At 72.0% G+C, this 13,499-nt stretch carries 1 protein-coding gene (cut by a window edge); it reads right to left on the reverse strand.

What is annotated here, in order from left to right:
- Positions 1-13,499, reverse strand: partial view of a non-ribosomal peptide synthase/polyketide synthase gene (locus ACWEPG_RS08875; protein ID WP_452594273.1) — the final stretch only. 30,046 nt of this gene lie beyond the right edge of the window; the window shows 13,499 of its 43,545 coding nt (coding positions 30,047-43,545); its start codon lies off the right edge, out of view — the gene reads right to left on this strand; its stop codon occupies positions 1-3.

Here is a 13,499-nt window from a genome sequence, read left to right on the forward strand (position 1 = left end):
TCAGTCCCGCTCGCGCAGGATCCCGTCGAGCACTGGCCCGATCTGCGCCAGCGCCCGCGGCGTCGTCATTCCGTTGTGGTCGGAATCGACGTCGTGGATGACGGTGGCCCCGACGAACTCGGACCACTGTGCAGCCCCGTCGAGGTGGCCGAGGTCCCCGCGCCGGGCGGCGAAGAAGTCCACCCGTCCGTCGTACCGCTGCGGGGCGTACGCCTCGATGAGGTCCCCGGCGCGCCCGGCGCTGGCGAGGATCCGGTCGAGGTCCGCCGCGGTCAGCGACGCCGGGAAGCCCGGCACCGCCTGCAGCAGTTCCAGCAGCCGCTGCGGGGTCAGCTCCGCCGGATCGGGCCCGAGATCGATGCCGAACCCGAGTCCGGCGACGACCTCGCCCATGTTGTCGGCGGCCGCGACCGATCCGACCTCGACGAGGTCGCGGAAGCTGTCGAGCATGACGAGGGACTCCACCCGCTCGCCCAGTGCCCGCAGCCGGACGGCCATCGCGTGCGCGACGACACCACCGAACGACCAGCCGAGCAGGTGGTACGGGCCCTCCGGCTGGACCGCGCGGATCTGCTCGACGTACAGCTCCGCGATGTCCTCGATCGTGTCGGGCAGGACCCCACCGGACAGTGCCGGCGACTGGATGCCGTACACCGGGCGGTCCGCGGACAGGTGCTGCGCGAGCCCGCCGTACGACCAGGACAGGCCGACGAACGGGTGCACGCAGAACAGCGGCGGCTGCGACCCGGCGCTGCGCAGCGGCAGCATCACCTGCAGTGCGGCCTCGCCCTCGGTCGATCCGGCGCGGGCGGCGTCGATGCGTTCGGCGATGCGGCGCGGGGTCGGGTCGGTGAACATCCACTGCAGCGGCACGCGCACCCCGGCTCGGTCGCCGACCATGGCGACCAGGCGGGTGGCGAGCAGCGAGTGGCCACCGAGATCGAAGAAGCCGTCGTCGATGCCGACGCCGTCGGCACCGAGCACCTCCTCGAACGCCTCGACGACGATCCGCTCGGTCGGTGTGCCGGGAGCGACGTACGGCGCCCGCTCCGCGAACTGGGGTTCCGGCAGTGCCTTGCGGTCGATCTTTCCTGCGCCGGTCAGCGGGATCTCGCTGATCGGCACGATCGCCGCCGGAACCATGTACGCGGGCAGCCCCTCCCCGACGAACGCGGTGAGCGTCACCGGGTCGACTTCGGCACCGTCCACGGGCAGCACGTATGCGGCCAGCGCGGTCGCGCCGCCGGGACCGGGCACACCGATCACGTGTGCGAATTCCACGCTCGGGTGCGCGGTCAACGCCGACTCGATCTCGCCGAGCTCGATCCGGAAACCACGGACCTTCACCTGGAAGTCGGAGCGACCCAGGTAGTCGACGATCCACCGATCGTCGCCGTCGCCGGGGATCCACTGCGCGACGTCGCCGGTCCGGTACATCCGCTCGCCGGGTGCACCGAACGGGTTTGCCACGAACCGCTCGGACGTGAGACCCGCGCGGCGGTGGTAGCCACGGGCCAGCGACGTGCCGAACACGTACAGCTCGCCGGGAACACCGGCGGGTACCGGCCGCAGCTGCCGGTCGAGGATGACGGCTCCGACGCCGGCCAGCAGGCCACCGATCGTGACGTGTTCCCCGGACTGCAGTCCTCCGGTGGCGGTGACCCAGATCGTCGTTTCGGTCGGACCGTACGCGTTGACGAACGTCCGGCCGGGTGCCCACCGGGTCACCAGGTCCGCGGGGCACGCCTCGCCACCGACCACCACGACCCGGAGTTCGTCGAGTCCGTCGGGGTCGACGGACGCCAGCGAACCGGGCGTCATGAAGGTGTGGGTGACGTGCTGCTTGCGGATCAGGTCGGCCAGGTCGGCGCCACCGAACACCGACGCCGGCGCCACGACCATCGTCGCGGCCGATCCGAACGCCATCAGGTATTCGAGCACGGACGCGTCGAAGCTCGGCGAGATCACGTGCAGCACCCGGTCGCCGGCCTCGATGTGGAAGCGCGTGCGCGCCTCTTCGGCGGTGGTGAACAGGTCGCGGTGGGTGACCACGACGCCCTTCGGCAGGCCCGTCGATCCGGAGGTGTAGATCATGTACGCCGCCGAGGCCGGGCGCACCGGGTGGGTGCGGTCGGCATCGGTGATCGGGGCCGAGGCCGTCTCCCCGAGCCGCGCCGCAACGTCGGCGTCGTCCAGGACGATCCACGGCAACCCGGCGTGCGGGCCGTCGCGGTGGGCACCGATCGTCAACCCGAGCACTGCACCGGAGTCGGTGAGCATGTGCTCGATGCGATCCGCCGGGTAGCTCGGGTCGATCGGCAGGAACGTGGCCCCCGCCTTCGCGGTCGCCCAGATCGCGGTGACCGATTCGATCGACCGGGACAGCGCGATCGCGACGACGCTCTCGGTACCGACACCGGATTCGAGCAGCAGCCGGGCGACCCGGTTCGACCGCTCGTCGAGGTCCCGATACGTCAGCGCCTCGTCGCCCTCGATCAGGGCGAGCGCGGTCGGATCCACGGCGACGGCGGCGGCGAGCACGTCCGGCAGGCTGCGGAACCCGTGGCCCTGCGGGCCGTGGGCCGGCACCAGCTCGGCGCGGTGCGCCGGGTCGAGCAGGTCCAGCGACGCCAGTGCCGTGTGCGGAGCCCGGGCGAACGCCTGGACCGCGCGGGTCACGAATCCGAGGACCTCCTGCGCCCGGTCCACCGAGACGACGCCGTCGAGGAACTTCAGACGCAGCGCCAGCGTGCCGTCGTACTCCGCGACCAGTGCCAACGGGTAGTGCACCGAGTCGCTGCCGGACATTCCCGCAACGGTCATGCCGTCGATGTCGCCGCCCCCGGCGCCACCGGCGTCCGGGTACGACTCGAACACCGCGAGGGTGTCGAACACCGTGCCCTGGCCGGCGACGGACTGGATCTCCGCCATACCGACGTAGTGGTGGTCGAGCAGGTCGGCCTGCTCCCCCTGCAGCCGCGACAGCAGCTGCGTCACGGACTCGGTCACGTCGAGCCGCACCCGAACCGGCAGCGTGTTGATGAACAGGCCGATCATCTCTTCGACGCCGTCGATCTGCGGCGGACGGCCGGAGACGGTGGCGCCGAAGGTGACGTCCTCGCGTCCGGTCAGGGTCGCGACGACCAGCGCCCACGCGGCCTGCACGACGGTGTTCATGGTGAACCCGTGTTCGCGGCCGAGAGCGACCAGCGCGTCGGACAGCTCGGTGTCGAGGTGGGCGGCGAGCTCGTGCGAGTCGCCGAGTTCGTCGCCGCTGTCACCGATCACCATGGTCGGCTCGTCGCTGCCCTCGAACGCGGTCCGCCACGCCTCGAGCGAGTGCGCGCGGTCCTGCCGGGACAACCAGGCCAGGAAATCCCGGTACTGACGGGCCGGCGGCAGGTGCGTCGCGTCGCCACGGGTGGCGTACAGCGCGAACAGGTCCCGCAACAGCAGCGGCGTGGACCAGCCGTCGAGCAGGGCGTGATGGTTGAGCAGCATCAGCCGGTACTCGTCGTCGGCAAGCTTGACCAGGGTGAACCGGATCAGGGGCGCCGAGGCGAGGTCGAAGCCCTCGCTGCGGTCCGCGGCCAGCAACTCGGTCAGCGCCGCGTCCCGCTCGGTGACCGGGACCGAGGTCAGGTCGACGGTGCGCCACGGCAGGGTGACGGTGCGCTGAACGATCTGTGCGCCGACGCCGCCCTCGTAGCTGAAGGCAACCCGCAGGTTCGGGTACCGGTCGAGCAGCGCCTGCCCGGCCGCCCGGATCCGGTCGGCGTCCACCGTGCCGGTCAGGGTCAGCATCATCTGGACCTGGTAGTAGTCCGTGTCGTCGCCGGCCAGTTGAGACTGGTACAGCAGACCGTCCTGCAGCGGCGAGAGCGACCAGACGTCGGACATGTCCGGGTACTGCGCCTCCCACTTCTCGATCTGCCGCTGGTCGACGGTGACCAGTTCGAAGTCGGACGGGGTGCGGCCGCCGGCGTCGGGACGGTCGGCGTGCGCGGCCAGTGCCGTCAGCGCCTCGACCCACAGGTCCGCGAACCGCTGCACCTCGTCACGGCCGAGCAGTCCGGTCGCGTACGACCAGGTGGCCACCAGCTTCGCGCCGGACGGGGTGCCCACCGCGATCGCGTTGACGTCCAGCACCGCGGGCACGGCCATGTCGTCGTTGCGGGCTCCGGCCAGGTTGACCTGCGAACCCTCGCGTGCCTGCTGCTCGTCGGACACCGAGCTCTGCTCGTCGGACACCGAGCTCTGCTCGTCGGACACCGAGCTCTGCTCGTCGGACACCGAGCTCTGCTCGTCGGACATCGAGCTCTGCTCGTCGGATACCGTGCCGCGCCGGCCCAGGTAGTTGAAGCCGATCTGCGGCGCCGCGAACCCGCCGAGGACCTCGGCGGTCTCGGGGTTGAGCCGGCTGAGCAGGCCGTAGCCGATGCCGTGGTCGGGAACCGCGAGCAGCTGTTCCTTGACCGCCTTGACCGCGACGCCGAGGTCGGCGCCGCCGGTGAACGCGGCCGTGAGGTCCACGCCCGACAGGTCGAGGCGGACCGGGACCTGGGTGGTGAACCAGCCGACGGTGCGCGAGAGGTCCGCACCGGGCAGCACCTGCTCCTCGCGGCCGTGGCCCTCGAGGTTGACCAGTGCGGTCGTCTCGTCGATGCCCCGCTCGGCGCGCCAGGTGACGAGCGCCATCGCGAGCGCGGTGAGCAGTCCGTCGTTGGCGGTGCCGTGGAACTTGCGCGGCAGCACGGTGAGCACCGTCTCGGCGATCTCGGCCGGGACCTCGACGTGCAGGTCCTCGACGGTGGCGACGACGTCGCGGGCCGTATCGAGCGGTCGCGACCCGAGGTCCGGGTCCGGGCCCTCGAGGATGCCGCGCCAGATGTCCAGTTCGGCGACCCGGCGCTCGGACCGCGCCTCGTCGACGAGGCCGTGCGCCCAGCGCCGCGCGGAGGTGCCGACCGGGGCGAGCTCGATCGACTGACCGTGCGCGAGCTGACCCCACGCGGCGACCAGGTCGCCGCTGAGGATCGGCCAGGACACGCCGTCGATCGCGAGATGGTGCACGAGCAGCATCAGCTGACCGGGCGCCTGCTCGTCGGCGGGAACGAACCACACCGCCTGCAGCATCACGGCGCGGGCCGGGTCGAGCCGGTCCGCGGCCGCATCCAGTTCCGGTGCCGCGGCGGCGACGAAGTCGTCCGCGTACGACACCGCGTGCACCAGGTCCGCGGCGTCGACGGTGCCGGCCTCGAGAACCTCGAGGGCCCCGACACCGTCGGTGACGGTCAGCCGGGCGCGCAGCATGTCGTGGTGGTCGAGCACCGCCTGCACCGCGCCGGTCAGGTGGGTGAGGTCGACGTCCCGCGGCAGCGTCAGGATCTCGGCCTGCGAGAACCGGTCGTAGCTGCGTCCGTGCTCGATCATCCAGTGCCCGATGGGCGAAAGCGGGATCTCGCCGACACCGCCGCCGGGCAGTTCCTCGAGCACCTCGAGTTCGACGCTGGCGGCCGCCGCGGCCAGCGCCGCCACGGTCCGATGCTCGAACACCATCTTCGGGGTCAGGACGATGCCTGCGGCCTTGGCGCGGGCGACCAGCTGGATGGACAGGATGCTGTCGCCGCCGAGCGCGAAGAACGAGTCGTCCACGCCGACCGAGTCGAGGCCGAGGAGCTGCGCGAACAGGTCGCAGAGCACCTTCTCGGTCTCGGTCCGCGGCGCCCGCGAGGTGCGGACACGCGCCGCGAAGTCGGGCGCGGGCAGCGCCTTGCGGTCGAGTTTGCCGCTGCGGTTGAGCGGGAACTCGTCGAGTCCGACGAACACCGCGGGGACCATGTAGTCCGGCAGACGTCGGCCGAGCGCCGCGATCAGCGCCGCCTCGTCGACGACCGCACCCGGGGTGGGCACCACGTAGCCGACGAGCAGCTGCTGGCCGGGGTTGTCCTCCCGTACCAGCACCGCCGCCTGCGCGACGGTGTCCTGCTCGTGCAGCACCGCCTCGATCTCGCCGAGCTCGATCCGCAGACCACGCAGCTTGACCTGGAAGTCGGCGCGGCCCAGGTAGTCCAGCTCGCCGGAGTTGCTCCAGCGCACCAGGTCACCGGTCCGGTACATCCGGGAACCGCTGTCGCCGAACGGGTTCGCGACGAACCGGTCCGCCGTCTGGCCGAACATGGCGCCGTAGCCGCGGCCGACGGCGATGCCGCCGACGTACAGCTCGCCGGCCACCCCGATCGGAGTCGGCCGGAGCCGGTCGTCGAGCACGAACAGCTCGACCCCGGGGATCGGCGAACCGATCGGCACGGCGCCGCGCTCGTCGCGACCCACCTCGTGGAAGGAGACGACGTCCGACGCCTCGGTCGGGCCGTAGCTGTTGAACACCCGCAGTCCGCCGTCGATCAGCGCGCGCAGCGGCGTCAGCTTGACGGCCTCGCCGCCGAGGAACAGCATCTTCAGCCCCGCCAGCACGCCCGCGGCGTCGGCGTCGACGACCGCCTCGAACGCGGACGGCGACATGTTCGCCACCGCAACCGCGTTGGCGGCGATGATGCCGAGGATGGCCGCCGGGTCGAAGCCCTCCCCCGCCAGATGGACGGTGGCACCGGACGCGAGCGCGGCCCACACGTTCTTCTGGGTCAGGTCGAAGCTCGGCGACGACGCGACGAGCACACCGTCTCCGGCGGACAGGTCGAGTTCGCGGCGATACCAGTCGACGGTGTTGGCGATGCCGGCCATCGGCACCAGGGTCGGTTTCGGCCGCCCGGTGGAACCCGAGGTGGAGATCACGTAACCGAGGCGCGCGCCGGCACCCGGCTCGGACCACACGTCGGCGGGAGCCGCCGTCTCGCCGGCCTCGCGCGCGTCCACCACCAGGACGGCGGCGTCGGCGAGGGTGTCACCGGGGCCCGCGGCCGCGATCCACTCCGCTGTCGCGACCAGCGCACGGGCGCCGGTGTCGGCGAGCAGGGCGGCGATTCGGTCCACCGGGTGCGCCGGGTCGACCGGGGCGTATCCCGCTCCGACCTTCCACGCCGCGAGCATGCCGACGATCCAGTCGACCGACCGGCCCAGCGCCAGCGCGACCACGTCGTCTCGACCCGCACCCGCCGAGGACAGTTGCGCGGCAAGGGCGTTCGCGCGTTCGTCCAGGTCGCGGTAGGACAGCTCCAGGTCACCGTCGACGACGGCTGCCGCATCCGGGATCCGGGCGACCTGTGCAGCGACCAGGCCGAGCAGCGTGGCCTCCCCGACCGCGGAGCCGGCACCACGGCCGAACTCCGCAACCCGGGCGCGTTCCTCGGCACCGAGCAGGTCCACGTCGCCGAGGCGCACCGCCGGGTTCGCCGACACCTGCGCGAGCACGCGCAGGAACCGGTCCGCGAAACCGCGGACGGTGGACGCGTCGAACAGGTCGGTGGCGTAGCTCAGCGACGCCGCGATCTCCGCGGGCGCACCGTCCTCACGGTAGGTCTCCTGCAGGCCGAGGGTCAGGTCGAACTTCGCCGGTTCCGGACCCGATTCGACGGCGGCGACCGTCAGGCCGGGCAGCTCGAAGCTCGCCTGCTCCAGGTTCTGGAACGTGAGCATCACCTGGAACAGCGGCGAGTGCGCGGTCGACCGCTCGGGGTCGAGCACCTCGACGAGCCGCTCGAACGGGATGTCGGTGTTGCCGAACGCCCCGAGGTCGCTTTCGCGGACCGCTTCGAGCAGGTCGGCGAACGTGATGTCCGGGTCGACCTCGGCGCGCAGCACGAGCGTGCCGACGAACATGCCGACCAGGTCGTCGAGCGCGGCGTCGCCGCGGCCCGCCGAGGGGGTGCCGACGGCGATGTCGGTGGTTCCCGACAGCCCGGCGAGCAGCACCGACAGGGCGGCGTGCATCACCATGAAGACGCTGGCGCCGCCGGCGCGGGCCACCTCGACCAGTGCACGGTGCGTGTCGGCGTCGACGCTGAACTCGACGGTGTCGCCTGCCAGGGACTGCACCGGCGGCCGCGGCCGGTCGGTGGGCAGTTCCAGCTGCGTCGGCAGGTCGTCGAGCGCCTCCCGCCAGTAGGCGATCTGCTGTGCCGCGAGGGACTGCGGATCGTTCTCGTCGCCGAGGACCTCCCGCTGCCAGATCGCGAAATCGGCGTACTGCACCGGCAGTTCGGTCCACTGCGGCGGCAGGCCCGCGGTCCGCGAGCCGTAGGCGACCATGACGTCACGCGCGAGCGGTGCCATGGACGAACCGTCGCCGGCGATGTGGTGCACGACCACGACCAGGACCCGGTCGCTCGGCCCGGTCTCGAACAGGGCGATTCGCAGCGGCGGGGCGACGGTGACGTCGAATCCACCGGACGCGAAGTCGACCACCGCGGCGAGCAGGTTCTCCTCGGAGACGGGACGCGGCGCCAGTGCAGGCATCACCTCGTCGGCCGGCAGCACCACCTGGTACGGCTCGCGGCCGACCGCCGGGTACACGGTCCGCAACGTCTCGTGCCGATCGACGACGTCGGCGACGGCGCGAGCCAGCGCCGCGACGTCGAGGTCGCCGGACAGCCGGACGGCCAACGGGATGTTGTAGGCCGCCGAGTCGGTGTCGAACTGGTTGAGGAACCACATGCGCCGCTGCGCCAGTGAGAGCGGGATCCGCTGCGGACGGGTCGCCGGCACCAGCGCGGGGCGCGAGACGCCCTGCGTGCGAACCGAGTCCACGTACGCGGCCAGTGCGGCGACGGTCGGGGCGTCGAACACCTGGCGCACACCGAGGGTGGCACCGAGCACGGCACCGACGCGGGCGGTGACCCGGGTCGCGGACAGCGAGTTGCCACCGAGGTCGAAGAAGCTGTCCGTCGAGCCGACGCGTCCGACTCCGAGCACCTCGGCGAACACGCCGGCGACGATCTCCTCGGTCGCGGTCCGCGGCGGCACGAATCCACCGGTGACCGTGACGATCTCGGGCTCCGGCAGCGCCCGGGTGTCGAGCTTGCCCGCCGGGGTCGTCGGCAGCTCGTCGAGCACCACGATCGCGGACGGGACCATGTACGCGGGCAGGGTCCGGGCGATGTGCTCGGACACCGCGGCGACCCGGATGTCGACGCCCGGGGCCGCGAGCACATACGAGACCAGATGGGTCTCGCCGGACTCGGCGACGTGACCGGCGGTGTGCGCGAAGTCGATTCCCGGGTAGGACGCCAGCGCCGCGTTGATCTCGCCGAGTTCGATGCGGAAGCCACGGACCTTGACCTGGGAGTCGGACCGGCCGAGGTACTGCAGCCGCAGCGCGGAGCTCTCCCCGGTCCACCGGACCACGTCACCCGTGCGGTACATCCGGGCACCGGCGACATTCCCCGTCGCTCCGCTCGCCCCGACCGCGAACGGGTTGGCCACGAAGCGGTCCGAGGTCAGCCCGGCCCGCGCGTGGTAGCCACGGGCCAGTTCCGGACCTGCGACGTACAGCTCGCCGGGCACGCCGACCGGCACCGGCCGCAGCCGGGCGTCGAGCACCAGCGCCTCGACACCCACCGTGGGTGTGCCGATCGCGACCGGCTCGCCGGCGACCATCGGGCCGTCGATCACGACCGCGATCGTCGACTCGGTCGGCCCGTACATGTTGAACATCGCACGGCCGCGCGCCCAGCGCTCGGCGAGTTCGGGCGGGCAGGCGTCGCCGCCGGTGCCGACCATCTCCAGCCGGTCCAGCGCACTCTCGTCCAGGGACGCGAGGGCGGCCGGGGTGATGAAGGCGTGGGTGACCTCCTGGTCCCGCATCAGCGCCGTCAGCTCGGCACCACCGAAGACCTCCGGCGGGGCGATCACCAGGGCCGCGCCCGAGCCGAAGGCCATCAGGTACTCGATGATCGACGCGTCGAAGCTCGGCGTGGTCACGTGCAGCACACGGGACGCCGGGGTGATCGCGCAGCGGGTGCGTACGTCCGCGGCCAGGTTGTGCAGGCCCTGGTGGGTGACCGCGACACCCTTGGGCAGACCCGTCGAACCCGAGGTGTAGATCAGGTACGCCGCATTGCGGACGTCGAGCGGGGCGGTGCGCTCGGAGTCGGTGATCGGCGCGTCCGACTGCCCGGCCCATTCGGCGGTGAAGTCCGCGTCGTCGAGCACCAGCCAGTCGATGGAGTCGTCGAACGACTCGCGGTGCGCGCGGACCGTGATGCCGATCGGCGCACCCGAGTCGGTGAGCATGTGCGCGATCCGGTCCGCCGGGTAGTTCGGGTCCACCGGCAGGAACGCGGCGCCGGACTTGGCGACCGCCCACACCGCGGTGACCGACTCGATGGACCGGGACAGCCCGAGGGCCACGAAGCTCTCCGGTCCGACGCCGCGGTCGACGAGGATCCGGGCGAGTCGCGTCGAGCGCTCGTCGAGTTCCCGGTAGCCGACCGTCACGTCGCCGAAGGCGAGCGCGGTCGCGGCCGGATCCTGTGCGGCGGCCGCGGCCAGCAGCTCGGGCAGGGTGCCCACACCGACGGCGGCGGCGCCGCGGACCGGCGCCAACTGCGCGGCCTCGGCAGCGCCGAGGATCTCGATGTCCCCGACCGGTGCCGACGGGTCGGCGGCGATCGCGTCGAGGATCCGGGCCATCCGCGCGGTGAACAGCTCCACCGTGGCGGCGTCGAAGATGTCGGTGGCGTAGCCGAACCGGGCGGTCATGCCCTCGGCGCGACCGCCGGCGTCGACCCGCTCCGCGTACGACAGTTCCAGGTCGAACTTCTCGACGTGCGTGTCGTCGGCGATGCCGCTGACCGTCAGCCCGGGCAGCTCGAACCGTTCCTCGCCGATGTCCTCGGTGGAAAGCACCACCTGGAACAGCGGCGAGTGCGACGTCGAGCGGGCCGGGTCGAGGATGTCGACGAGCCGCTCGAACGGCAGGTCGGCGTGGGCGAACGCACCCAGGTCCACCTCGCGGGCCTGCTCGAGCAGCGCATCGAAACCACGGGCTGCGTCCACCTCGGTGCGCAGCACCAGGGTGTTGACGAACATGCCGACGAGGTCGTCGAGGGCGCGTTCGCCGCGGCCGGCGATCGGGGTGCCGACCGCGATGTCGGAGGTGCCGGACAGCCGGGCGAGCAGCACCGCGAGCGCGGAGTGCATCACCATGAACAGCGTGGCGCCGTTGTCCTTGGCGATCGCCCGCAGCCGCTCGTGCGTCTGCGCGGTGATCTCGAACTCGGCGGTCGCGCCCTGCTGGGTGCGGTCCGCCGGGCGCGGCCGGTCGGTCGGCAGCGCCAGCACCTCGGGCACCCCGGCCAGGGCGCCGGTCCAGTACGCCACCTGTTCGGCCGCGAGGGACTGCGGGTCGTCCTCGGCGCCGAGCAGTTCCCGCTGCCACAGCGTGTAGTCCGCATACTGCACCTCGAGCGGCGCCCAGCCGGGCTCCTCACCCGTCGAGCGGGCGAGGTAGGCGACCATGACGTCGCGGGCCAGCGGCGCGGTCGACGATCCGTCACCGGAGATGTGGTGGACGACGAACGCGAGCACGTGCTCGTCGGCCGCGATCCGGAACAGCGCGACCCGGACCGGGGCCTGCGCGGTCACGTCGAACGGCGTGACCGCGAATTCGCCCACCACCGAGACGATCTCGTCGGCGGTGACGTCGATCGGGGTCAGCTCGGTGAGGACGTCGTCGACGCCGAGGATCACCTGGTGCGGACCGTCCGCCGAGTCGGGGAACACCGTGCGGATCGACTCGTGGCGAGCGACGACGTCCCGGACCGCGGCGGCCATGGCGGCGACGTCGAGGTCACCGGACAGCCGCACCGCGAGCGGGATGTTGTACGCCGCCGAGTCGGTGTCGAACCGGTTGAGGAACCACATCCGCTGCTGTGCGAGCGAGAGCGGGATCCGCTCCGGACGCGGGCGCGGCGCGAGCGCAGGCCGGGCGTGGCCGGCACCGGCACGTTCGACCTGCTGCGCGAGACCGGCGACGGTCGGCGCGTCGAACAGCGCGCGGACGCCGAGGGCGGTTCCGAGCGCGGCGTTGACGCGCGCGATCACCCGCGTCGCGACCAGCGAGTTGCCGCCGAGTTCGAAGAAGCTGTCGGTGGCGCCGACCCGGTCGAGGCCGACGACCTCCGCGAACACCGCCGCGACGATCTCCTCGACGGGGCCACGCGGCGCCACATAGGCGGCCTGGTCGACCTCGATGTGCGGGGCGGGCAGGGCGCGGCGATCCAACTTGCCGCTGGCGTTCAGCGGCATCTCCTCCAGCGCGACGAACGCCGCCGGGACCATGTAGCTCGGCAACCGCTGCGCCAGGTGCGCCTTGAGCTCGGCCGGGTCGATGATGTCGGCGGCGCCGACGGGCTCGACGCCTCCGCCGACGACGTACGCCACCAGCTGGTCGCCGGTGTGCGGGTCGCTGTGCAGCACCACGACGGCCTGCTCGACCCGCGGGTGCGCCAGCAGCGCCGACTCGATCTCGCCGAGCTCGATACGCAGGCCGCGCAGTTTCACCTGGAAGTCGGTGCGGCCCAGGAACTCCAGCTGCCCGTTCGCATTCCAGCGCACCAGGTCGCCGGTGCGGTACAAGCGGGACCCGTTGCCCTCGAACGGGTTCGCGACGAACCGGTCCGCCGTCAGGTCGGGACGGCCGACGTAGCCGCGGGCCAGCTGGTCGCCACCGTGGTACAGCTCACCGGCGACGCCGACGGGCACCGGCTGCAGGCGCGCGTCGAGCACGTAGGCGGTGGTGTTCCAGACCCCGCGGCCGATCGGGACGATCCACTCGCCGGCCTCGGCTGCGTCGAACGCGGTCGTGGTGATCGCGGCCTCGGTCGGACCGTAGGTGTTCTCCACGGCGGTACCGAGATCGGCGATCTTCCGCGCGGTCTGCGGGGTCAGTGCCTCGCCGCCGGCGAGGATGTGCCGCATCGAGGCGGGCACCCCCATGTCGGGGCTGGCGAGCAGCATTTCGAGCAGCGACGGCACGAACTCGGCAATGGTGATGCCCTCGGCGGCCATCACCTCGGTCAGGTACTCGGGGTCGCGGTGCCCGTCGGGGCGCAGCACGACCACCCGGCCACCGACCTGCAGCGCGGCGAAACACTCCCACACCGACACGTCGAAGGTGATCGGCGCCTTCTGCATCACCCGGTCGTCGGCGGTCATGCCGAAGTGGGCGTGCATCCAGCGGGTCTGGTTGGTGATCGCGGCGTGCTCGACCGCGACGCCCTTCGGCCGCCCGGTCGAGCCGGACGTGTAGATGACGTACGCGGTGTTCTCCGGACGCAGCGGAGCGATCCGCTCGGCGTCGGTGACCGGCGACGCGTCCCGACCGGAGAGGTCGAGGGTGTCGACGTACAGCACGGTGCGGTCGGCGGGCAGATCCACACCGTCCGTGGTGGTGGTCAGCACGATGCGCGGATCGGCGGACGCGAGCACGTAGGCGGTGCGCTCGGCCGGGTGGTCCGGGTCGAGCGGCAGGTACGCGCCACCGGTCTTGACGATCGCGTACATGCCGATCATCAGGTCCAGCGAGCGACGCATCGCGAGGC

This window comes from Rhodococcus sp. NPDC004095 (assembly GCF_053604015.1).